This is a genomic window from Streptomyces pseudovenezuelae (assembly GCF_029892565.1).
GTDB classification, from domain to species: Bacteria; Actinomycetota; Actinomycetes; order Streptomycetales; family Streptomycetaceae; genus Streptomyces; species Streptomyces pseudovenezuelae_A.
Genome location: NZ_JARXVH010000007.1, coordinates 440,387 through 462,736 on the forward strand (window position 1 = coordinate 440,387; position 22,350 = coordinate 462,736).

The 22,350-nt window shown below is 68.8% G+C and carries 19 protein-coding genes; 3 read left to right on the forward strand and 16 right to left on the reverse strand.

The features are described 5' to 3' along the window. Positions 1-63 precede the first annotated feature (63 nt). From nuoN to M2283_RS25060, 14 genes are read right to left on the reverse strand one after another with little or no spacing between them, the layout of a single operon-like run. Positions 64-1,713 carry an NADH-quinone oxidoreductase subunit NuoN gene (gene nuoN, locus M2283_RS24995; RefSeq protein WP_280878575.1) on the reverse strand — a complete coding sequence of 550 codons (1,650 nt, stop codon included), beginning with the start codon at positions 1,711-1,713 and terminating at the stop codon, positions 64-66. After that, on the reverse strand, positions 1,710-3,281 hold the full coding sequence (locus M2283_RS25000; protein ID WP_280878576.1) for an NADH-quinone oxidoreductase subunit M: 1,572 nt from the start codon (positions 3,279-3,281) through the stop codon (positions 1,710-1,712). The genes nuoN and M2283_RS25000 overlap by 4 nt, the downstream gene beginning before the upstream one ends. Positions 3,282-3,286: 5 nt before the next feature. Continuing rightward, positions 3,287-5,182 (reverse strand): NADH-quinone oxidoreductase subunit L, encoded by a 1,896-nt coding sequence (nuoL, locus tag M2283_RS25005; RefSeq protein WP_280878577.1) that lies wholly within the window; start codon positions 5,180-5,182, stop codon positions 3,287-3,289. 14 nt (positions 5,183-5,196) lie between these two features. After that, positions 5,197-5,496, reverse strand: a complete 300-nt coding sequence (nuoK, locus tag M2283_RS25010; RefSeq protein WP_123998414.1) for an NADH-quinone oxidoreductase subunit NuoK — start codon at positions 5,494-5,496, stop codon at positions 5,197-5,199. Further along, positions 5,493-6,335, reverse strand: a complete 843-nt coding sequence (locus tag M2283_RS25015) for an NADH-quinone oxidoreductase subunit J (RefSeq protein ID WP_280878578.1) — start codon at positions 6,333-6,335, stop codon at positions 5,493-5,495. The genes nuoK and M2283_RS25015 overlap by 4 nt, the downstream gene beginning before the upstream one ends. Beyond that, positions 6,332-6,961, reverse strand: coding sequence for an NADH-quinone oxidoreductase subunit NuoI (gene nuoI / locus M2283_RS25020; RefSeq protein ID WP_280878579.1), 630 nt, complete (start codon positions 6,959-6,961; stop codon positions 6,332-6,334). Before nuoI ends, M2283_RS25015 begins: the two co-directional genes overlap by 4 nt. After that, positions 6,954-8,318 (reverse strand): NADH-quinone oxidoreductase subunit NuoH, encoded by a 1,365-nt coding sequence (gene nuoH, locus M2283_RS25025; RefSeq protein WP_280878736.1) that lies wholly within the window; start codon positions 8,316-8,318, stop codon positions 6,954-6,956. Before nuoH ends, nuoI begins: the two co-directional genes overlap by 8 nt. Before the next feature lie 11 nt (positions 8,319-8,329). Next, positions 8,330-10,834, reverse strand: a complete 2,505-nt coding sequence (locus tag M2283_RS25030) for an NADH-quinone oxidoreductase subunit G (RefSeq protein WP_280878580.1) — start codon at positions 10,832-10,834, stop codon at positions 8,330-8,332. Then, positions 10,831-12,177 (reverse strand): NADH-quinone oxidoreductase subunit NuoF, encoded by a 1,347-nt coding sequence (gene nuoF, locus M2283_RS25035; protein WP_432423118.1) that lies wholly within the window; start codon positions 12,175-12,177, stop codon positions 10,831-10,833. Before nuoF ends, M2283_RS25030 begins: the two co-directional genes overlap by 4 nt. Then, positions 12,177-13,049, reverse strand: coding sequence for an NADH-quinone oxidoreductase subunit NuoE (nuoE, locus tag M2283_RS25040; RefSeq protein ID WP_280878582.1), 873 nt, complete (start codon positions 13,047-13,049; stop codon positions 12,177-12,179). The genes nuoF and nuoE overlap by 1 nt, the downstream gene beginning before the upstream one ends. Next, positions 13,046-14,386 (reverse strand): NADH-quinone oxidoreductase subunit D, encoded by a 1,341-nt coding sequence (locus M2283_RS25045; RefSeq protein ID WP_280878583.1) that lies wholly within the window; start codon positions 14,384-14,386, stop codon positions 13,046-13,048. The genes nuoE and M2283_RS25045 overlap by 4 nt, the downstream gene beginning before the upstream one ends. Further along, positions 14,383-15,147: an NADH-quinone oxidoreductase subunit C gene (locus M2283_RS25050; protein ID WP_280878584.1), complete on the reverse strand. Its 765-nt coding sequence runs from the start codon at positions 15,145-15,147 to the stop codon at positions 14,383-14,385. Before M2283_RS25050 ends, M2283_RS25045 begins: the two co-directional genes overlap by 4 nt. Beyond that, positions 15,144-15,698 carry a NuoB/complex I 20 kDa subunit family protein gene (locus tag M2283_RS25055; RefSeq protein ID WP_280878585.1) on the reverse strand — a complete coding sequence of 185 codons (555 nt, stop codon included), beginning with the start codon at positions 15,696-15,698 and terminating at the stop codon, positions 15,144-15,146. Before M2283_RS25055 ends, M2283_RS25050 begins: the two co-directional genes overlap by 4 nt. Before the next feature lie 14 nt (positions 15,699-15,712). Then, complete coding sequence (locus tag M2283_RS25060) at positions 15,713-16,072, reverse strand: NADH-quinone oxidoreductase subunit A (protein WP_030379754.1); 360 nt, start codon at positions 16,070-16,072, stop codon at positions 15,713-15,715. A gap of 743 nt (positions 16,073-16,815) precedes the next feature. On the opposite strand from M2283_RS25060, the gene M2283_RS25065 reads away from it, so the two are divergent. Then, the gene (locus M2283_RS25065; RefSeq protein ID WP_280878586.1) at positions 16,816-17,622 is read left to right on the forward strand and encodes a C40 family peptidase; all 807 of its coding nucleotides are present in this window, start codon (positions 16,816-16,818) and stop codon (positions 17,620-17,622) included. 92 nt (positions 17,623-17,714) lie between these two features. Here the strand turns inward: M2283_RS25065 and M2283_RS25070 are convergent, their stop codons facing one another. After that, the gene (locus M2283_RS25070) at positions 17,715-19,538 is read right to left on the reverse strand and encodes a hydroxysqualene dehydroxylase (protein ID WP_280878587.1); all 1,824 of its coding nucleotides are present in this window, start codon (positions 19,536-19,538) and stop codon (positions 17,715-17,717) included. 141 nt (positions 19,539-19,679) lie between these two features. On the opposite strand from M2283_RS25070, the gene def reads away from it, so the two are divergent. Next, positions 19,680-20,306, forward strand: a complete 627-nt coding sequence (gene def / locus M2283_RS25075; RefSeq protein WP_280878588.1) for a peptide deformylase — start codon at positions 19,680-19,682, stop codon at positions 20,304-20,306. A 28-nt stretch (positions 20,307-20,334) separates the two neighbouring features. Here the strand turns inward: def and M2283_RS25080 are convergent, their stop codons facing one another. Beyond that, positions 20,335-21,627 carry a geranylgeranyl reductase family protein gene (locus M2283_RS25080; protein WP_280878589.1) on the reverse strand — a complete coding sequence of 431 codons (1,293 nt, stop codon included), beginning with the start codon at positions 21,625-21,627 and terminating at the stop codon, positions 20,335-20,337. A 98-nt stretch (positions 21,628-21,725) separates the two neighbouring features. On the opposite strand from M2283_RS25080, the gene M2283_RS25085 reads away from it, so the two are divergent. Beyond that, positions 21,726-22,232 (forward strand): GNAT family N-acetyltransferase, encoded by a 507-nt coding sequence (locus M2283_RS25085; protein ID WP_280878590.1) that lies wholly within the window; start codon positions 21,726-21,728, stop codon positions 22,230-22,232. Positions 22,233-22,350 lie beyond the last annotated feature (118 nt).

Sequence of the window (22,350 nt, forward strand, 5' to 3'; positions counted from 1 at the left end):
ATACGTGCGAAGGGCCCCGGTTCCCTCGAAGGGAACCGGGGCCCGCCGCTCACGTACCGCAGGTCAGCGCACGAACACTCCCGCCTGGTTGGCCAGGTCCAGGAAGTACTGCGGCGCCACACCGAGCACCAGCGTGACCGCCACGCCGACCCCGATCGTCGTCATCGTCAGCGGCGACGGCACGGCGACCGTCGGGCCGTCGGGCCGCGGCTCGCTGAAGAACATCAGCACGATGACGCGGATGTAGAAGAACGCGGCGATCGCGGACGAGATGACGCCGACCACGACCAGCGGTGCCGCGCCGCCTTCGGCCGCCGCCTTGAACACGGCGAACTTCCCGGAGAAGCCCGAGGTCAGCGGGATACCGGCGAAGGCCAGCAGGAACACCGCGAACACGGCCGCCACCAGCGGCGAACGTCGGCCCAGCCCCGCCCACTTGGACAGGTGGGTCGCCTCGCCGCCCGCGTCGCGCACCAGCGTCACCACGGCGAAGGCGCCGACGGTCACGAAGGAGTACGCGGCCAGGTAGAAGAGGACGGACGAGACGCCGTCGGGCGTGGTCGCGATGACACCCGCGAGGATGAAGCCCGCGTGCGCGATCGACGAGTACGCCAGCAGCCGCTTGATGTCGGTCTGGGTGATCGCCACGATCGCGCCGCCCAGCATGGTGACGATCGCGACGGCCCACATGACCGGCCGCCAGTCCCAGCGCAGGCCGGGCAGGACGACGTACAGCAGGCGCAGCAGCGCGCCGAACGCCGCCACCTTCGTGGCCGCCGCCATGAATCCGGTCACCGGGGTCGGCGCGCCCTGGTAGACGTCGGGCGTCCACATGTGGAACGGCACCGCGCCCACCTTGAACAGCAGGCCCATGACGATCATCGCCGCGCCGATCAGCAGCAGCGCGTCGTTGCCCATGGTGTCGGCGAGCGCCGGGTCCACGTCGGTGACCGTGCCGTCGACGACCTGCGCGATCGTCGCGTACGACACCGAGCCCGCGTAGCCGTACAGCAGCGCGATGCCGAACAGCGTGAACGCGGAGGCGAACGCGCCGAGCAGGAAGTACTTGACCGCGGCTTCCTGCGACATGAGCCGGTTGCGGCGGGCCAGCGCGCACATCAGGTACAGCGGGAGCGAGAACACTTCCAGGGCGATGAAGAGGGTCAGCAGGTCGTTCGCCGAGGGGAAGACCAGCATTCCGGCGACCGCGAAGAGCAGCAGCGGGAAGACCTCGGTGGTGGTGAATCCGGCCTTGACCGCGGCCTTCTCGCTGTCGCTGCCCGGCACGGACGCGGCCTGCGCGGCGAAGGAGTCGACGCGGTTTCCGTGCGCCTCCGGGTCCAGGCGCCGCTCGGCGAAGGTGAACAGACCTACCAGGCCGACCAGCAGGATCGTGCCCTGCAGGAAGAGGGCAGGTCCGTCGACCGCGATCGCGCCCATCGCCGCGATGCGCGCCTTGGTCGTGCCGTATCCGTCCGCCGCGAGCGCCACGACCGCCGCGAAGGCTGCGCAGAGCGCGACGGCGGAGACGAACACCTGGGCGTAGTAACGGGACTTGCGCGGCACGAAGGCCTCGACCAGTACCCCGACGATCGCCGCGCCGAGGATGATCAGGGTGGGCGACAATTGCCCGTATTCGATCTTCGGCGCGTCGATCTTGGAGATCGGGTCGGCCGCGGTTGTCCACAGGCTGTGGACGGCTGCTGCGCTCACTTGGCGGCCTCCACCTCGGGCTGGGGGTCCTTCTTGTGTACGTCGGACAAGGTCGACTTCACCGCCGGGTTGACGATGTCGGTGACCGGCTTCGGATAGACGCCCAGGAAGATCAACAGGATGATCAGGGGCGTCACGACCACGAGTTCACGCGCGCGTAGGTCCGGCATCGTGGAGACCTCGGGCTTCACCGGTCCTGTCATCGTCCGCTGGTAGAGCACGAGGACGTAGAGCGCGGCGAGGACGATGCCGAAGGTGGCGATGATGCCGATCGCCGGGTAGCGCGCGAACGTGCCGACCAGGACCAGGAACTCGCTCACGAACGGTGCCAGGCCCGGCAGCGACAGGGTCGCCAGACCGCCGATCAGGAAGGTGCCGGCGAGCACCGGGGCGACCTTCTGCACTCCGCCGTAGTCGGCGATGAGCCGCGAGCCGCGCCGGGAGATCAGGAAGCCCGCCACCAGCATCAACGCGGCCGTCGAGATGCCGTGGTTGACCATGTAGAGCGTCGCGCCCGACTGACCCTGGCTGGTCATCGCGAAGATGCCCAGGATGATGAAGCCGAAGTGCGAGATCGACGCGTACGCCACCAGCCGCTTGATGTCCCGCTGGCCCACCGCGAGCAGCGCGCCGTAGATGATGCTGATCAGGGCGAGGACGAGGATCGCGGGCGTCGCCCACTTGCTGGCCTCCGGGAACAGCTGGAGGCAGTAGCGGAGCATCGCGAAGGTGCCCACCTTGTCGACGACCGCCGTGATGAGGACGGCGACCGGGGCGGTGGCCTCCCCCATCGCGTTGGGCAGCCAGGTGTGCAGCGGCCACAGCGGCGCCTTCACCGCGAAGGCGAAGAAGAAGCCGAGGAACAGCCAGCGTTCGGTGCTCGTCGCCATGTGCAGCGAGCCGTTCGCGCGGGCCTCCGCGATCGCCTGGAGGCTGAAGTTCCCGGCGACCACGTAGAGGCCGATCACCGCGGCCAGCATGATCAGACCGCCGACCAGGTTGTAGAGCAGGAACTTGACCGCCGCGTACGACCGTTGCGTCGACGCCGCCTCCTCGCCGTGCTCGTGCGCACGGTCCCCGAAGCCGCCGATGAGGAAGTACATCGGGATCAGCATGGCTTCGAAGAAGATGTAGAAGAGGAAGACGTCGGTGGCCTCGAAGGAGATGATCACCATCGCCTCGACGGCCAGGATCAGCGCGAAGAAGCCCTGCGTGGGCCGCCAGCGCTTGTTGCCGGTCTCCAGCGGGTCGGCGTCGTGCCAGCCCGCGAGGATGATGAACGGGATCAGCAGCGCGGTCAGCGCGAGCAGCGCCACCCCGATGCCGTCCACGCCCAACTCGTAGCGGACCCCGAACTCCTTGATCCAGGCGTGGGATTCGGTGAGCTGGTAGCGGTCGCCGTCCGGGTCGAAGCGGACCAGGACGACGATCGCGAGCGCGAGCGTGGCGAGCGACACCAGCAGCGCGAGCCACTTGGCGGCGGTGCGCCGCGCGGCCGGCACGGCCGCCGTGGCGATCGCACCGATCGCCGGGAGCGCCGCCGTCGCTGTCAGCAGAGGAAAGGACATCGGTATCAGACCGCCCTCATCAGCAGGGTCGCGGCGACGAGGATGGCCGCACCGCCGAACATCGAGACCGCGTACGACCGCGCATAGCCGTTCTGCAGCTTGCGCAGCCTTCCGGAGAGGCCGCCCATCGAGGCCGCCGTGCCGTTGACGACCCCGTCGACCAGGGTGTGGTCGACGTAGACCAGGGAGCGCGTGAGGTGCTCGCCGCCGCGGACCAGGACCACGTGGTTGAAGTCGTCCTGGAGCAGGTCGCGGCGGGCGGCCCGGGTGAGCAGCGACCCGCGCGGGGCGACGGCCGGGACCGGACGTCGGCCGTACTGCGCCCAGGCGATGCCGACGCCGATCACCAGGACCACCATCGTGGCCAGGGTGACCGTCAGGGCGCTGACCGGGGAGTCGCCGTGCTCGTGCCCGGTGATGGGCTCCAGCCAGTGCAGGAAGCGGTCGCCGATGCCGAAGATGCCGCCGGCGAAGACCGATCCGAAGGCCAGCACGATCATCGGGATCGTCATCGTCTTCGGGGACTCGTGCGGGTGCGGCTCGTTGCCGTTCTCGTCCGGCTGCCAGCGCTTCTCGCCGAAGAAGGTCATCAGCATCACGCGCGTCATGTAGAACGCCGTGATGGCCGCGCCCAGCAGGGCCGCGCCGCCGAGGATCCAGCCCTCGGTGCCGCCCTTGGCGAAGGCCGCCTCGATGATCTTGTCCTTGGAGAAGAAGCCGGACAGGCCCGGGAAGCCGATGATGGCGAGGTAGCCGAGGCCGAAGGTGACGAAGGTGACCGGCATGTACTTCCTGAGACCGCCGTACTTCCTCATGTCGACCTCGTCGTTCATGCCGTGCATGACCGAACCGGCGCCGAGGAACAGCCCGGCCTTGAAGAAGCCGTGCGTCACCAGGTGCATGATCGCGAAGACGTAGCCGATGGGGCCGAGGCCCGCTGCGAGGACCATGTAGCCGATCTGCGACATGGTCGAGCCGGCCAGCGCCTTCTTGATGTCGTCCTTCGCGCAACCGACGATCGCACCGAACAGGAGTGTGACGGCACCTACGACGGTGACGACCAGCTGTGCGTCGGGCGCGGCGTTGAAGATCGCGCCGGAGCGGACGATCAGGTACACGCCCGCGGTCACCATCGTCGCCGCGTGGATGAGGGCGGAGACCGGGGTCGGGCCCTCCATCGCGTCGCCGAGCCAGGACTGCAGCGGCACCTGGGCGGACTTGCCGCAGGCGGCCAGCAGCAGCATCAGGGCGATGCCGGTGAGCTTGCCCTCCGAGGTGTCGCCGACGCTGTCCAGCACCGGCCCGAAGGCGAAGGTCCCGAACGTCGTGAACATCAGCATGATGGCGATCGACAGGCCCATGTCGCCGACGCGGTTGACCAGGAAGGCCTTCTTCGCCGCCGTCGCCGCGCTGGGCTTGTGCTGCCAGAAGCCGATCAGCAGGTAGGACGCCAGACCGACGCCTTCCCAACCGACGTACAGGAGCAGGTAGTTGTCGGCGAGGACCAGGATCAGCATCGCCGCGAGGAACAGGTTCAGATAGCCGAAGAAGCGGCGGCGGCGCTCGTCGTGCTCCATGTACCCGATCGAGTACAGGTGGATCAGCGAGCCGACGCCCGTGATCAGCAGGACGAACGTCATCGACAGCTGGTCGAGGCGGAAGGCGACGTCCGCCTGGAAGCCCTCGACCGGGACCCAGGTCCACAGGTGCTGCATCAGGGTCCGGTGTTCGGCGTCCTTGCCGAGCAGGTCGGCGAAGAGCACGACGCCGATCACGAAGGAGGCGGCCGCCAGTGCCGTGCCGATCCAGTGACCGACGGCGTCGAGACGCCGGCCACCGCACAGCAGTACGGCCGCTCCGAGCAGTGGCGCCGCCACCAGCAGCGCAATCAGGTTCTCCACGATTCAGCGACCCCTCAGAGCTTCATCAGGCTGGCGTCGTCGACCGAGGCCGAGTGGCGGGAACGGAACAGGGACACGATGATCGCGAGCCCGACCACGACCTCCGCGGCGGCGACGACCATCGTGAAGAAGGCGATGATCTGGCCGTCGAGATTGCCGTGCATCCGGGAGAAGGTGACGAACGCGAGGTTGCAGGCGTTCAGCATCAGCTCGATGCACATGAACACGACGATCGCGTTGCGCCTGATCAGCACGCCGCTGGCGCCGATCGTGAACAACAGGGCGGACAGGTACAGGTAGTTGACCGGGTTCACTTCGACGCCTCCTCGGTCCGCTTGAAGTGCGCCGGCTCGACCTCGGTCCGCTCCAGCCGCTCCTCGGAGCGCTGCTCCAGGGCCTTGAGGTCGTTGAGCGCCTCGGTGGACACGTCACGGATCTGGCCGCGGTCGCGCAGCGTCTTGCTGACGGTGAGCTCGGACGGGGTGCCGTCGGGCAGCAGGCCCGCGATGTCCACGGCGTTGTGCCGCGCGTACACACCGGGTGCCGGCAGCGGCGGCAGGTGCTTGCCGTCGCGCACGCGCTCCTCGGACAGCTCCCGCTGGGTCTTGGCGCGCTCGGTGCGCTCCCGGTGCGTGAGGACCATGGCGCCGACGGCGGCCGTGATCAGCAGGGCGCCGGTGATCTCGAAGGCGAAGACGTACTTGGTGAAGATGAGGGTGGCGAGGCCCTCCACGTTGCCGTTCGCGTTCGCCTGACTGAGGCCGTTGAACTCCGTGAGGGACGCGTTGCCGATCCCGGCGATCAGCAGGATGCCGAAGCCGAGCCCGCACAGAAGGGCCAGCCAGCGCTGGCCCTTGATGGTCTCCGTCAGGGAGTCGGCGGCCGTGACGCCGACCAGCATCACCACGAAGAGGAACAGCATCATGATCGCGCCCGTGTAGACGACGATCTGTACGATCCCCAGGAAGTAGGCGCCGTTGGCGAGGTAGAACACCGCCAGAATGATCATGGTCCCGGCGAGCGAGAGCGCGCTGTGCACCGACTTCTTCATGAAGACGGTGGACAGGGCGCCGATCACCGCGACCGTGCCCAGGACCCAGAACTGGAAGGCCTCGCCGGTGGAGGTGGAGTAGGCGGCGAGCTGCGCGCTCATGCGTCCACCCCCTCTTCGTCCGCCGCGCCCGAAGGGCTTGCCGATGGACGCGGTTCGCCCTTGGACACGGCCACTTGGCGCTCCGTGCCGGGCGCGGCCTCCGTGACGAGACCCCGGTAGTAGTCCTGCTCGTCCGTCCCCGGGAAGATCGAGTGCGGGCTGTCGACCATGCCCTCTTCGAGGCCGGACAGCAGCTGTTCCTTGGTGTAGATGAGGTTGGCGCGGCTGCTGTCGGCCAGCTCGAACTCGTTCGTCATCGTGAGCGCGCGCGTGGGGCACGCCTCGATGCACAGGCCGCACAGGATGCAGCGGGCGTAGTTGATCTGGTAGACGCGGCCGTACCGCTCGCCCGGCGAGTAGCGCTCCTCGTCCGTGTTGTCCGCGCCCTCGACGTAGATCGCGTCGGCGGGGCAGGCCCAGGCGCACAGCTCGCAGCCGATGCACTTCTCCAGGCCGTCCGGATGGCGGTTGAGCTGGTGCCGTCCGTGGAAGCGGGGAGCGGTGGTCTTCTGCTGCTCCGGGTACTGCTCGGTCAGCCGCTTCTTGAACATGGCCTTGAAGGTCACGCCGAAGCCGGCCACGGGGTTCTGGAAACCGGGCTTGGTCTCCTTGGGTTCCTCAGCCATCGGACGCCTCCTTTCCATCCGTAGGTCCGTCACTGGCAGTATCCGACCCGCCACTGACAATGAGCTCCCGCTCTCGGCGCGGGCTGCGCCTCGGCACCGGCGGCAACTCCTGTCCGGGCAGCGGCGGCACGGGGAATCCGCCCGCCATCGGGTCGAATCCGGCGGGCTCACCGGCGGACCCCTCGGCCGTCTGCGCCTTCTCGCGGAACATGTCCACGACGAAGGACAGGAGCAGCAGGACGAGGACGCCGCCGCCGATGTAGAGGGCGATGTCGGCGAAGTCGTAGTTCTCGTTGCGCAGCGCCCGCACGGTGGCGACCAGCATCAGCCAGACCACGGAGACCGGGATGAGGACCTTCCAGCCGAGCTTCATCAGCTGGTCGTAGCGCACGCGCGGGAGCGTGCCGCGCAGCCAGATGAAGAAGAACAGCAGCAGTTGGACCTTGATGACGAACCAGAGCATCGGCCACCAGCCGTGGTTCGCGCCCTCCCAGAAGGAGCTGATCGGCCAGGGCGCCCGCCAGCCGCCGAGGAAGAGCGTGGTCGACACCGCCGAGACCGTCACCATGTTCACGTACTCGGCGAGCATGAACAGCGCGAACTTGATGGACGAGTACTCGGTGTTGAAGCCGCCGACCAGGTCGCCCTCGGACTCCGGCATGTCGAAGGGGGCGCGGTTGGTCTCGCCGACCATCGTGATGATGTAGAGGATGAAGGAGACCGGCAGCAGGACGATGTACCAGCGGTCGTGCTGCTGTTCGACGATCGTCGACGTCGACATCGACCCCGAGTAGAGGAACACCGAGGCGAACGCGGCACCCATCGCGATCTCGTAGGAGATCATCTGCGCGCAGGAACGCAGGCCGCCCAGCAGCGGATACGTGGATCCGGAGCTCCAACCGGCAAGGACGATGCCGTAGATGCCGACCGAGGCGACCGCGAGGATGTAGAGCATCGCGATCGGCAGGTCGGTGAGCTGCATCGTGGTGCGGTGGCCGAAGATCGAGACCTCGTTGCCGGACGGGCCGAAGGGGATCACCGCGATCGCCATGAAGGCCGGGATCGCCGCGATGATCGGCGCGAGGACGTAGACCACCTTGTCCGCGCGCTTGACGATGAGGTCTTCCTTGAGCATCAGCTTCACGCCGTCGGCGAGCGACTGGAGCATGCCCCAGGGGCCGTGCCGGTTGGGGCCGATGCGCAGCTGCATCCAGGCGACGACCTTGCGCTCCCAGACGATCGAGAACAGCACGGTGATCATCAGGAACGCGAAGCAGAAGACGGCCTTGACGACGACCAGCCACCAGGGGTCGCGGCCGAACAGCGAGAGGTCTTCAGCGGCGAGGTACTGGCTCATGCCGTAGGGGCTCATGCCTCCACCTCCTTGGGGGCCTCGCCGACGGACGTCGCCGGGCCGATGCGGACGAGGGAGCCGGGACGCGCACCCGTGTCGGAGGCGACGCCCCCGCCGACGGAGTTCAGCGGGAGCCAGACCACCCGGTCGGGCATCTCCGTGACGCGCAGCGGGAGTTCGACGACTCCGGCGGGTCCGGTCACGGCGAGGGTGTCGCCGTCCTTGACGCCGGCCTCGGCGGCCGTGGCGAGCGACACGCGCGCGTGGGCTGTGTGCCGAGTTCCGGCGAGCGCCTCGTCGCCCTCCTGGAGGAGGCCCTGGTCGAGCAGCAGCCGATGCCCGGCCAGTACGGCCTCGCCGGCGGCGGGCCGCGGCAACTGGGCCGCGGTCTCCAGGGGTTCGGTGGCACGCGGCCCGTCCCAGGCACCGAGCCGGTCGATCTCGGCGCGCACGGTACGCAGATCGGGCAGACCCAGATGTACGTCCATGGCGTCGGCGACCATCTGCAGCACGCGCGCGTCGGTGGGCGAGAGGTGCCGGGTCATCTGCTCGGGCTTGAGCGCGGCCTCGAAGAACCGCACCCGGCCCTCCCAGTTGAGGAAGGTGCCGGCCTTCTCGGCGACCGCGGCCACCGGAAGGACGACGTCCGCCCGCTCGCTGACCTCACTGGGACGCAGTTCCAGCGACACCAGGAAGCCGACCTCGTCCAGCGCAGCACGCGCGCGTGCCGGATCGGGCAGGTCGGCGACCTCCACGCCGGCGACCAGCAGGGCCTGCAGTTCGCCTGTGGCGGCGGCCTCGACGATCTGGCTGGTGTCGCGGCCGTAGCGGTGCGGGAGTTCGGCAAGTCCCCAGACGGCGGCGACCTCGTCACGCGCGCGTGGATCGGTGGCCGGGCGTCCGCCCGGCAGCAGCGCCGGCAGCGCACCCGCCTCCACGGCGCCGCGCTCTCCGGCCCGGCGCGGGATCCACACCAGCCGGGCGCCGGTCGCGGACGCGGCCCGTACGGCGGCGGTGAGCCCGCCGGCCACGGCGGCCAGCCGCTCTCCTACGACGATCACCGCGCCGTCGGCGCGCAGCGCCTCCGCGGCCAGCGTGCCGGGCTCGTCCAGTCCGACCCCGCTCGTGAGCGCGTCCAGCCAGGCGGTCTCGGTGCCGGGGGCCGCCGGCAGCAGCGTGCCGCCGGCCTTCTCCAGGCCGCGCGTGGCGTGCGTGGCCAGCGAGAAGACCTTCTGCCCGTGCTTGCGCCAGGCCTTGCGCAGCCGCAGGAAGACGCCGGGCGCCTCCTCCTCGGCCTCGAAGCCGAGCAGCAGGACGGCGGGCGCCTTCTCAAGGAGGGTGTACGTGACGCCCGTACCGTCGAGGTCACAGCCGCGTCCTGCGACCTGGGCCGCCAGGAAGTCGGCCTCCTCGCCGCTGTGCACGCGTGCGCGGAAGTCGACGTCGTTCGTGTCGAGCGCCACGCGCGCGAACTTGCTGTAGGCGTAGGCGTCCTCGATGGTGAGCCGGCCGCCGGTCAGCACGCCGGTCCGGCCGCGCGAGGCCAGCAGCCCCTGTGCGGCGATCTCCAGCGCCTCCGGCCAGGAGGCCGGGACGAGCTCGCCCTCGGGGTTGCGCACCAGCGGCGTCTGCAACCGGTCACGCTGCTGCGCGTACCGGAAGCCGAACCGCCCCTTGTCGCAGATCCACTCCTCGTTGACCTCGGGCTCGTTGGCCGCCAGGCGCCGCATGACCTTGCCGCGTCGGTGGTCGGTGCGGGTGGCGCAGCCGCCGGCGCAGTGCTCGCACACGGACGGCGAGGAGACCAGGTCGAAGGGGCGCGAGCGGAATCGGTACGCCGCCGAGGTCAGCGCGCCGACCGGGCAGATCTGGATGGTGTTGCCGGAGAAGTACGACTCGAAGGGGTCGCCCTCGCCGGTGCCGATCTGCTGGAGCGCGCCCCGCTCGACCATCTCGATCATCGGGTCGCCCGCGACCTGGTTGGAGAAGCGGGTGCAGCGGGCGCACAGTACGCACCGCTCGCGGTCGAGGAGCACCTGGGTGGAGATCGGGACGGGCTTCTCGTAGGTCCGCTTCTTTCCTTCGAAGCGGGAGTCGGCCTGGCCGTGGGACATCGCCTGGTTCTGCAGCGGGCACTCGCCGCCCTTGTCGCAGACCGGGCAGTCCAGCGGGTGGTTGATGAGCAGCAGCTCCATCACACCGTGCTGGGCCTTCTCGGCCACGGGCGAGCTGAGTTGGGTCTTCACGACCATGCCGTCGGTGCACGTGATCGTGCAGGACGCCATCGGCTTGCGCTGACCCTCGACCTCGACGATGCACTGGCGGCAGGCGCCGACCGGGTCGAGGAGGGGGTGGTCGCAGAACCGGGGGATCTCGATGCCGAGCTGTTCGGCGGCGCGGATCACCAGGGTGCCCTTGGGCACGCTGATCTCGGCGCCGTCGATCGTCAGCGAGACGAGGTCCTCCGGCGGGACCGCCGCTTCTCCCCCTCCCGAGGGAGCGTTGGTGGTCACGGTCATGCGTTCACCTCCGTGCGGTCGGCCCAGGCCGTCGATTTGGCCGGGTCGAAGGGGCAGCCGCGGCCCGTGATGTGCTGCTCGTACTCGTCGCGGAAGTACTTGAGCGAGGAGAAGATCGGCGAGGCGGCACCGTCACCGAGGGCGCAGAACGACTTGCCGTTGATGTTGTCGGCGATGTCGTTGAGCTTGTCGAGGTCGGACATCACGCCCTTGCCGGCCTCGATGTCGCGCAGCAACTGCACGAGCCAGTACGTGCCTTCGCGGCACGGGGTGCACTTGCCGCAGGACTCGTGGGCGTAGAACTCGGTCCAGCGGGTGACGGCACGGACCACACAGGTCGTCTCGTCGAAACACTGCAGGGCCTTGGTGCCGAGCATGGAACCGGCGGCGCCGACACCCTCGTAGTCGAGGGGCACGTCGAGGTGTTCCTCGGTGAACATCGGCGTCGAGGAACCGCCCGGGGTCCAGAACTTGAGCCGGTGCCCGGATCGCATCCCGCCGCTCATTTCGAGGAGCTGGCGGAGCGTGATGCCGAGCGGTGCCTCGTACTGGCCGGGGCTGGTGAGATGGCCGCTGAGCGAGTAGAGCGTGAAGCCCGGGGACTTCTCGCTGCCCATCGACCGGAACCATTCTTTGCCCCGATTGAGAATCGCGGGAACCGACGCGATCGACTCGACGTTATTCACAACAGTCGGGCACGCATAGAGGCCCGCCACCGCAGGAAAGGGGGGACGGAGCCGCGGTTGACCACGACGGCCTTCGAGCGAGTCGAGCAGTGCGGTCTCTTCACCGCAGATGTACGCGCCGGCGCCCGCGTGCACGGTGAGTTCGAGGTCGAGCCCGCTGCCCAGGATGTTCTCGCCCAGGTAGCCCGCCGCGTAGGCCTCACGCACGGCCTCGTGCAACCGCCGCAGAACAGGGACGACTTCACCACGCAGATAGATGAAGGCATGCGACGACCTGATGGCATAACACGCGATGACAATGCCCTCGATGAGGCTATGCGGGTTCGCGAAGAGGAGCGGGATGTCCTTACAGGTCCCGGGCTCCGACTCGTCGGCGTTGACAACTAGATAGTGCGGCTTTCCATCCCCTTGGGGAATGAACTGCCATTTCATTCCGGTGGGGAATCCCGCGCCGCCGCGACCCCGCAGTCCGGACTCCTTCACATACGCGATCAGATCGTCCGGCGACATGGCCAGCGCCTTGCGAAGTCCCTCGTATCCCTCGTGCCTTCGGTAGACGTCGAGAGTCCAGGACTCGTCCTCGTCCCAGAAGGCCGACAGCACGGGTGCGAGCAGCTTCTCGGGGCTGGTGTCTTTCAGTTCGGGTGCCAAGGTCATCACTCCCCCTCCTCGGCGGCGGGCCCGGCCGGATGGGCCGGGTCGGAGGCCGACGTGTCCTGTGGCGCATCGTGTGAACTGAGGTGCTCGGACGGCGACGGGTCGTGCGCCGCCCCGTCCCGAGGCTCGTCCTGCGGTCGGCCGGCACGCGGATGCACCACGCGCGCGGGTGCGGTCTCTCCCTTGGCCAGGCGGAGGCCCACCAGCGAGGCGGGGCCCGCGCCGCCGCTCTCCTCGACGGCCCCTGGCCGCTCGTCGGGGAAGCCGGCCAGGATGCGGGCGGTGTCCTTGAAGGTGCACAGGCGCGCCCCGCGCGTGGGCCGGACGTCCGCTCCCGCGCGCAGGTCGTCGACGAGGCGCTTGGCGCTGGCCGGGGTCTGGTTGTCGAAGAACTCCCAGTTGACCATCACCACCGGCGCGAAGTCGCAGGCCGCGTTGCACTCGATGTGCTCCAGGGTGACCTTGCCGTCGCCTGTGGTCTCGCCGTTGCCGACACCGAGGTGCTCCTGGAGCTCCTCGAAGATCGCGTCGCCGCCCATCACCGCACACAGGGTGTTGGTGCAGACGCCGACCTGGTAGTCGCCGCTCGGCCGGCGCCGGTACATGGTGTAGAAGGTCACGACCGCGGCGACCTCGGCCGTCGTCAGGTCCAGCAGTTCCGCGCAGAACTGCTGTCCTGTGCGCGTGACATGACCCTCCTCCGCCTGCACGAGGTGCAGCAACGGCAGGAGCGCGGAGCGGGAGTCCGGATAGCGGGCGATGATCTCCCGCCCGTCGGCCTCCAGCCGGGCTCGGACGTCGTCCGGGTAGGCGGGCGCGGGCAGTTGGGGCATGCCCAGGCTGACGCCCTGCTCCGAGGAACTGGTGGTCACCGGTCGACGCCTCCCATCACGGGGTCGATGGAGGCGACAGCGACGATGACGTCGGCGACCTGGCCGCCCTCGCACATCGCCGCCATGGCCTGCAGGTTGGTGAAGGACGGGTCCCGGAAGTGGACCCGGTAGGGGCGGGTGCCTCCGTCGGAGACAGCGTGCACCCCGAGTTCGCCCTTGGGCGACTCGACGGCCGCGTACGCCTGTCCCGGCGGGACGCGGAAGCCCTCGGTGACCAGCTTGAAGTGGTGGATCAGGGCCTCCATGGAGGTGCCCATGATCTGCTTGATGTGGTCGAGGGAGTTGCCCAGTCCGTCCGGTCCCAGGGCGAGTTGGGCGGGCCAGGCGATCTTCTTGTCGGCGACCATGACCGGGCCGGGCTGCAGCCGGTCCAGGCACTGCTCGACGATCGCGAGCGACTGGCGCATCTCCTCAAGGCGGATCAGGAAGCGCCCGTAGGAGTCGCAGGTGTCGGCGGTCGGGATCTCGAAGTCGTAGGTCTCGTAGTCGCAGTAGGGCTGCGACTTGCGCAGGTCGTGCGGCAGACCGGTGGAGCGCAGGATCGGGCCGGTGGCGCCGAGGGCCATGCAGCCGGCCAGGTCGAGGTAACCGACGTCCTGCATACGGGCCTTGAAGATGGGGTTCCCGGTGGCGAGCTTGTCGTACTCCGGGAGGTTCTTCTTCATCTTCTTCACGAACTCGCGGATCTGGTCCACCGCGCCGGGCGGCAGGTCCTGGGCGAGTCCGCCGGGGCGGATGTACGCGTGGTTCATCCGCAGGCCCGTGATGAGCTCGTAGATGTCGAGAATCATTTCACGATCGCGGAATCCGTAGATCATGATCGTGGTGGCGCCGAGTTCCATACCGCCGGTGGCGATGCACACCAGGTGCGAGGACATCCGGTTCAGCTCCATCAGGAGCACCCGGATGATCTTGGTTCGCTCGGTGATCTGCTCCTCGATGCCGAGGAGCTTCTCGACGGCGAGACAGTAGGCGGTCTCGTTGAAGAAGGACGTCAGGTAGTCCATGCGCGTCACGAACGTGGTGCCCTGCGTCCACGTGCGGAACTCGAGGTTCTTCTCGATGCCGGTGTGGAGGTAGCCGATGCCGCAGCGGGCCTCGGTGACCGTCTCGCCGTCGATCTCCAGGATCAGGCGGAGCACTCCGTGGGTGGACGGGTGCTGCGGCCCCATGTTGACGACGATGCGCTCGTCATCCGCGCGGGCGGCCGACTGGACGACCTCTTCCCAGTCGCCACCGGTGACCGTATATACGGTGCCCTCGGTGGTCTCGCGGGCCGACGCGGCGGCGGCCGCGGATGTTGGCTGTGTGGTCACGAGTACGACCTCCGCTGGTCCGGAGCCGGGATCTGGGCGCCCTTGTACTCGACGGGGATGCCGCCGAGGGGGTAGTCCTTGCGCTGCGGATGGCCCTGCCAGTCGTCCGGCATCATGATCCGGGTCAGCGCCGGGTGACCGTCGAAGACGATTCCGAAGAAGTCGTAGGTCTCGCGCTCGTGCCAGTCGTTGGTCGGATAGACCGAGACCAGCGAGGGGATGTGCGGATCACTGTCCGGGGCGCTGACTTCGAGGCGGATCAGCCGGTTGTGGGTGATCGAGCGCAGGTGGTAGACGGCGTGCAGCTCACGGCCCTTGTCGTGGAGATAGTGGACCGCGCTCACGCCCGTGCAGAGCTCGAAGCGCAGGGCCGGGTCGTCGCGCAGGGTCTGGGCGACGCGGAGCAGGTGCTCGCGCTCGATGTGGAAGGTGAGCTCGTCGCGGTCGACGACCGTCTTGTCGATGGCGTTGTCGGGCAGCAGGCCCTGTTCCTCCAGGGCGCCCTCCAGCTCGTCGGCGACCTCGTCGAACCAGCCGCCGTAGGGCCGGCTGGAGGCTCCCGGGAGGCGGACCGAGCGGACCAGGCCGCCGTAACCGGAGGTGTCGCCGCCGTTGTTGGCGCCGAACATGCCGCGCTGGACGCGGATCTCCTCACCGCCCTGACCGCGCTGGCCGGGGAGGTTGTCGGCGGCGAGATCCTTCTCGGGGTTCACGCCGTTCGACGCACCGTTCGCACCGCCGGTGCCGTTCGCGTCGCTCACCGCAGCAGCCCCTTCATCTCGATCGTGGGCAGGGCCTTGAGCGCCGCTTCCTCGGCCTCGCGGGCCGCCTCCTCGGCGTTGACGCCGAGCTTGGAGGTCTGGATCTTGTGGTGCAGCTTGAGGATGGCGTCCATCAGCATCTCGGGCCGTGGCGGGCAGCCCGGGAGATAGATGTCGACCGGGACGACGTGGTCGACGCCCTGGACGATCGCGTAGTTGTTGAACATGCCGCCCGACGAGGCGCACACCCCCATGGAGATGACCCACTTGGGGTTCGGCATCTGGTCGTAGACCTGCCGCAGCACCGGCGCCATCTTCTGGCTGACCCGGCCCGCGACGATCATCAGGTCCGCCTGGCGGGGCGAACCGCGGAAGACCTCCATGCCGAAGCGCGCGAGGTCGTAGCGGCCGGCGCCGGTGGTCATCATCTCGATGGCACAGCAGGCGAGGCCGAACGTGGCCGGGAAGACGGACGACTTGCGCACCCAGCCCGCGGCCTGCTCGACGGTGGTCAGCAGGAAGCCGCTCGGCAGCTTTTCTTCGAGTCCCATGTTTTAAAGGCCCCTCAGTCCCATTCCAGGCCGCCGCGCCGCCATACGTACGCGTACGCGACGAAGACGGTGAGCACGAAGAGCAGCATCTCCACGAGCCCGAAGATCCCCAGGGAGTCGAAGGTGACGGCCCAGGGGTAGAGGAAGACGATCTCGATGTCGAAGACGATGAAGAGCATCGCCGTCAGGTAGTACTTGATGGGGAAACGCCCGCCGCCGGCCGGCGTGGGGGTCGGCTCGATCCCGCACTCGTAGGCCTCGAGCTTGGCCCGGTTGTACCGCTTCGGACCGATCAGCGTGGCCATGACCACGGAGAAGATCGCAAAGCCTGCCCCGAGGGCTCCCAGTACGAGGATGGGCGCATACGCGTTCACCGCTCCTCGCTCCTCTCAGTCGGCACTGACTGCTGGCGATGTCACCGGGCCCGCTGCCGCCCCACCGGTTGCCCGAACACCTCGCGTCCCAGCGAAGATCGAGAACATGTGAAGCAGGTCACAAGCCCAACTGCCTCGCATCTTATGCCCGGCGCTCTGTGATCTGCGACACGGGGTATTGCACAAGCTTTGTGATCTCCACCACCTGACGAAGGATCATGAAGTCGGATGAGCAGTGATCTTCGTACGTGAAGCGTCCGAGTGATCACCAGAGGTGACATTTCCGCTCGTCGGCGCAGTTCGGGGCAGGCGTCTCCATATCAAGAGGCTTCCCTTGCATGCAAATTGGTGCTGGACGGGGCGCCTTGGTAGTGGATGGCATTCACACGTCAGAGGGAGGCGCGCGGCGCGATGTGGACACGTGCACACATTCACGAGCGAGTGAGGACGGAGGCGTGCGCCTGACGCAGCCGCCGCTGTGACCGTTGCGTGACCTCCGCCACATCCATGAGAGGCGTCTGAGAGCGGGGCTTGGCCACTTGTCTCAACCGGTGGTAGGTCAAGGGCAATTCGGGCGTAACGACGAAAGAGCGTGATCACGGGCCGGTCGGGCTCCGCCCGCAATGTCCGTTACGGCGTCAATAAGGAACGCCACGCCCGGGATTCGGGGCACCCATTGAGTAAATGTGGCGCACCGCACGTTTCTTGTAGGTATGGAGGAGCCCCTGATACCGGTTGGACTCATGTCCCACACCGCTCACATACGCAGCCACCGGAAACCCCGCCGCAACGCGACGACTTCGATCGCGGTGCGTGCCGGAGTCGCCGGTGGCGTACTCAGTCTGGCAGCGGCGGGCGCGTCGGCCTCGGCGAGCGCCGCCGAGCCGGTGACCCAGACCCTCGAACTGCCCACCCTGACCGCCGACCTGTCCACTCAGGTCGCCCAGTCCGCGGATGCCACGCAGCAGACAGCCGCGAACTACCAGTTGCGTGCCGAGCGTGACGCGGCCGCCGCAAAGGCCGCGAAGCAGGCCAAGGTCGACCTCGCGGACGCCAAGAAGAAGGCGGAGGCCAAGAAGAAGGCGGAGGCCGCCCGCAAGGCAGCTGCGGCGCGAGCCGCCAGCCGCAGCACCGAGCGGACCACCCTCGCCGCGTCAACTCCCTCGACCACCACGACGAGTTCGTCGACGGCCACCGGTTCGGCGGCCACCATCGTCAACTTCGTCAAGGCGCAGGTCGGCAAGGCATACGTGTCCGGCGCGACCGGTTCGTCCGCCTATGACTGCTCGGGTCTGGTGCAGACCGCCTTCAAGCAGGTCGGCATCAGCCTGCCGCGCGTCTCACAGGACCAGTCGACGGCCGGCACCCAGGTGTCGCTGAGCAACCTGCAGCCGGGCGACATCCTCTACTGGGGCAGCGCGGGCAGCGCGTACCACGTTGCCGTGTACGTCGGTGGCGGCATGTTCGTCGGTGCGCAGAACTCCTCGACGGGTGTCGTCGAGAAGCCGCTGTCGTACGACCCGCCGACCGGAGCGGTGCGGGTGCTCTGAACCTCGGAGATTCGGACAGCTTGTGAGGGCCGCAGCCGCTCGGGGGCAGCGGCCCTCCCGGCGTGGGTCGTCTTCGACCCGCGCCCGAACCCTCAGCCCAGGTCGAAGGTGTTCGGCAGCCCCAGCCGGTACCGGAGTTCGTCGACCCGCTTGAGGGGCTCCAGTTCCGGCGGCCGGAACAGTTCCCACACCCGGCACCGCTCGGCGTCCGAATTGTCCACGTCCAGGACCGCGTTGACGGCCTGTCGCGCCGACTCGTTGGCGCCTTCCATCGTCGCCAGGTCCACATCCGTACGGACGTAGTCGCCCGCGAGGAAGAAGTTCGGCACCCTCGTGCGGGCCGTGGGGCGGTTGTAGAGGGTGCCCGTGGGGTGGATGAGCAGCTGCTCCCGGTTGCGCGGCTCAGGGCCGCCCAGGCCCGTCACGGCCGGGTCCATGAACCAGCCGAGGCGGTCCTCGTCGGTGAGGGTCGTCTTCCCGGCGTCGTTGAGGCCGTCCTTCAACTGGGCCCAGAGTTCGGCGACGACCTCCTCCTTGGTGCACTCCTTGGCCGTCCTGCCGTACAGGATGCCCGGCTTGTCCCACTCGGAGATGATCGCGGACAGGCAGTCGCGGGCGCGGCCGTCGCCGTAGTCGCGGGGGAAGTCGCGTCCGTCCCAGAACTGCGCCTGACCGACGGCGGTCACCGACCACGGTGAGTCGAGGCAGTTGATGTGACCGTGCACGACGGGCGTGGGCGTGCGCAGGTAGAACATCACGCCGGTCATCCAGTCCGTCCGCAGGGCGTCGCAGCGGCCGAGCTGCGGGTCCGCGGCGCGCAGAGCGGGACCCCACGTCACGCGAGCGTGCTCGACGGGAAGCGCGGAGATGTAGTGGTCGGCGGTGACGGTGCGCTCCTGGCCGCCCTCGCGGGCCGAGACGCGGACGCCGGACACGCGCCCGCCCTCGTGGACGACCTCCTTCACCTCGGTTCCCAGGACGAACTCGACGCCGAGGGAGCGCAGATACGTCTCCCAGGGGTCGATCCAGGCCTCGCTCGTGGGGGCGTTGAGGACGCGGTCGACGTCGGCGTCGCCGTCCATGCCGCGGCCGAGCAGGCCCCACAGGATGAGCGCCTCGATGATCACCCGGCCGACGGTCCGGGTGGACGCCACCTCCGCGCGCGTGGCGACCAGGTTGCGGGTCTGGCCGATGCCGAGGAGGGTCCGGTACTCCTCGCTCATCCGCTCGGCGCGGATGAAGTCCCACCACGCCGTCTTCTCCCACTGGTCCTCGCGGCGGGCGTCGCAGCTGGTGAGGTGGACCAGGAGCCGGTCGGCGAAGTAGGCGGCCTCGTGGGCGGGGAGGCGGGTGCCGAGGTCCAGGACGGACAGGATCTGGTCGCGGATCCAGGACGGGGTGATGTCGCCCGGGGCGGGCGGGGTGGTGACCCGGCGCAGCGGGAAGTGCAGGTCGGGGCGGCCGGCCGCGCGGGCGAACAACTCCTCGGTGCCGCTACGGAGGTTGTCGTGGACGCCGTGCGCGTTGCCGGGGACGGGGATGCGGCGCATCGTGTCCGGCAGGTTCCGGTAGAAGCCGGGGAAGAAACGGAAGCCGTGCTCGCCGGGGAGGGGTCTGCGGCCGCCGGCCGCGGTGCCGGGGACGTCCATGGAGCGGGCCTTGCCGCCGAGGACGTCGTAGTACTCGTAGACGGTGACGGCGTAGCCGCGCTCGGCGAGTTCGTGGGCGGCGCTGAGGCCCGAGACCCCGCCGCCGAGGACGGCGACGCGCTTGGCGGAGGCGGCGCGGGCGGCTGTGGCCGGCCATAAGGCGAGAGCGCCGGCGGCTGCGCCGACCGCTCCCCCGGTGCCGGCGAGGAAGCGTCTGCGGGTGGGGCCGGGGTTCTCCTGCGGCTGCTGGACGTGTTCTGTTGTCATGGCTCCCGGAGGGTAGGGAGGGGCGCCGGAAGCCGGAAGACCGTTTCCCGCCCGACCACAGCACCTTCACAGGAGCAGCGCCCTCGCAAGAGCTGCGCCCTCACAGGAGCAGCATCCTCAAAAGAAGCAGGAGAGACAGCCATGCCCAGTGTTTTCGTCCAGGGGAAGCCCGTCGACTCGTATCCGCCGCTCGCGCCCGAGGCCCGGCGCGGGTCGGTGCGGCGCGTCACCGAGGTGGGCGAAGAGGTTCTGCACAGGCCCTGCCGGGACATCACCGAGTTCGGGCCCGACCTCGCCGCGCTGATCGACGACATGTTCCTCACGATGTACGTCGCCGAGGGGGCCGGGCTCGCGGCGAACCAGGTCGGCGTCGATCTGCGGTTGTTCGTGTACGACTGCCCCGACGACGACGGGGTCCGGCACGTCGGGCACATCGTCAACCCGGTCCTCGAAGCCCTCGACCCCGCCGGACGCCGGCTGCTCGACGACAACGAGGGGTGCCTGTCCGTACCGGGCGCCATCATGGAACTGCCACGCCCGGACCTGGCCGTGGTGCGCGGCCTCGACAAGGACGGTGAGCCGATCGTCGTGGAGGGCACGGGGTACTTCGCCCGCTGCCTCGCCCACGAGACCGACCACGTCAACGGCCACGTCTACCTGGACCGCCTCTCCAAGCGCCAACGCCGGGACGCCCTGCGGCAGGTGGCGGACCGCCGGGAGGAGGTACTCGCCCGCCGGGCCGCCAACATCGAGGCGCTGAGCAGCTAGGGCCTGCCCGGCGGACGGACCCCGGCCGTCACGCCTTCGGGGCCACCTTGCTCAGGCCGTTGATGATGCGGTCCATCGCGTCGCCGCCCGTCGGGTCGGTGAGGTTGGCCAGCATCTTGAGGGTGAACTTCATCAGGAGCGGGTGGGTCAGGCCGCGTTGGGCCGCGATCTTCATGACCTTCGGGTTGCCGATGAGCTTCACGAAGGCGCGGCCCAGCGTGTAGTAGCCGCCGTAGGTGTCCTTCAGGACGCGCGGGTAGCGCTGCAGGGCCAGTTCGCGGCTCGCGGGGGTCGGGCGGGCGTGGGCCTGGACGATGACGTCGGCGGCGATCTGGCCGGACTCCATGGCGTAGGCGATGCCCTCGCCGTTGAAGGGGTTCACCATGCCGCCGGCGTCGCCGACCAGCAACAGGCCCTTGGTGTAGTGGGGTTGGCGGTTGAAGGCCATCGGGAGCGCGGCGCCGCGGATCGGGCCGGTCATGTTCTCGGGGGTGTAGCCCCAGTCCTCCGGCATGGACGCGCACCAGGCCTTGAGGACCTCGCGCCAGTCCAGCTCCTTGAAGGAGTCGGAGGTGTTGAGCACACCGAGGCCGACGTTGGACGTGCCGTCGCCCATGCCGAAGATCCAGCCGTAGCCGGGCAGCAGACGGTCCTCGGGGCCGCGGCGGTCCCACAGCTCCAGCCAGGACTCCAGGTAGTCGTCCTCGTGGCGGGGCGAGGTGAAGTACGTCCGGACGGCGACGCCCATCGGGCGGTCCTCGCGACGGTGCAGGCCCATCGCCAGCGACAGGCGCGTGGAGTTGCCGTCGGCGGCGACCACCAGGGGCGCGTGGAAGGTGACTTCGCGTTTCTCCTCGCCCAGCTTGGCGTGCACGCCCGTGATGTGGCCGGTGCGGTCGTCGACGATCGGGGCGCCGACATTGCAGCGCTCGTACAGACGGGCGCCGGCCTTCTGGGCGTTGCGCGCGAGTTGCTCGTCGAAGTCGTCGCGCTTACGGACCAGGCCGTAGTCGGGGTAGGAGGCGAGATCCGGCCAGTCCAGCTGGAGGCGGACGCCGCCGCCGATGATGCGCAGCCCCTTGTTGCGCAGCCAGCCGGCCTCCTCGGAGATGTCGATGCCCATGGCCACGAGCTGCTTGGTGGCACGCGGGGTGAGGCCGTCGCCGCACACCTTCTCGCGCGGGAACTCGGTCTTCTCCAGAAGGAGTACGTCGAGCCCGGACTTGGCGAGGTGGTACGCGGTCGTGGAGCCGGCCGGCCCCGCGCCGACGACGATCACATCGGCGGTGTTTTCGGAGAGCGGCTCAGTCACGACGGTCACGGCGGGATCTCCCCAAGTTCGGAATCTGCGTGCCGACCGGCACTGGACAAGGGCAGTCTATTCAGCAGAATTGATCACCCGGCTGAAGGGCTGCCCCCGTGAACCGAGCTCTGCCCGTCGTACGGCTGCGCGTCCCCACCGACGAGGACGCCCTCGCCTGGCACCGGATCTTCGACGACCCGGACGTGATGGAGTTCCACGGCGGCCGGTCCGCGGAGCTGTCCGTCTACGAGGAGCTCACCGCCCGCCAGCGCCGGCACGACGCCGAGCACGGCTTCTGCCTGTGGACCATGGTCGACGACACCGGCCGGGTGATCGGCTTCACCGGCGCCCAGCCCTGGCCGCAGGACTGGGGCCCCAAGGGCGAGATCGAGATCGGCTGGCGGCTGGGCCGGGAGTTCTGGGGCAAGGGGTACGCGACCACGGCCGCGCAGATGACCCTGGAACGGCTGCGCGCGGCGGGCGTGCCGACGGTGGTGGCGATGGTCATCGCCGACAACGAACGGTCCATCGCGGTGACCCGGCGACTGGGCATGCGGCTCGACGAGGTCTTCCGGACGCCGTCGTCGGAGCGGGAGGGGCACTGCTACCGGCTCGACCTGTGAGTCCCCGGCGCGATCCACGATCGTAAGTGATCGCGAAATATTACTCACAGTAACTGACTGCTACAGAAAGACACTTGAACCTTCCGATCGCCACCCCCGGGCGGTTACTCTGCCAGTA

Excerpts from the sequence above, each read along its gene's own strand:
- M2283_RS25000 (WP_280878576.1), bottom strand. The coding sequence starts at position 3,281 with ATGTCCTTTCCTCTGCTGACAGCGACGGCGGCGCTCCCGGCGATCGGT.
- M2283_RS25030 (WP_280878580.1), bottom strand. The coding sequence starts at position 10,834 with ATGACCGTGACCACCAACGCTCCCTCGGGAGGGGGAGAAGCGGCGGTC.
- nuoI (WP_280878579.1), bottom strand. The coding sequence starts at position 6,961 with ATGGCTGAGGAACCCAAGGAGACCAAGCCCGGTTTCCAGAACCCCGTG.
- nuoF (WP_432423118.1), bottom strand. The coding sequence starts at position 12,177 with ATGACCTTGGCACCCGAACTGAAAGACACCAGCCCCGAGAAGCTGCTC.
- M2283_RS25070 (WP_280878587.1), bottom strand. The coding sequence starts at position 19,538 with ATGACAACAGAACACGTCCAGCAGCCGCAGGAGAACCCCGGCCCCACC.
- M2283_RS25015 (WP_280878578.1), bottom strand. The coding sequence starts at position 6,335 with ATGAGCGCGCAGCTCGCCGCCTACTCCACCTCCACCGGCGAGGCCTTC.
- M2283_RS25065 (WP_280878586.1), top strand. The coding sequence starts at position 16,816 with ATGTCCCACACCGCTCACATACGCAGCCACCGGAAACCCCGCCGCAAC.
- def (WP_280878588.1), top strand. The coding sequence starts at position 19,680 with ATGCCCAGTGTTTTCGTCCAGGGGAAGCCCGTCGACTCGTATCCGCCG.
- M2283_RS25055 (WP_280878585.1), bottom strand. The coding sequence starts at position 15,698 with ATGGGACTCGAAGAAAAGCTGCCGAGCGGCTTCCTGCTGACCACCGTC.
- nuoH (WP_280878736.1), bottom strand. The coding sequence starts at position 8,318 with ATGAGCCAGTACCTCGCCGCTGAAGACCTCTCGCTGTTCGGCCGCGAC.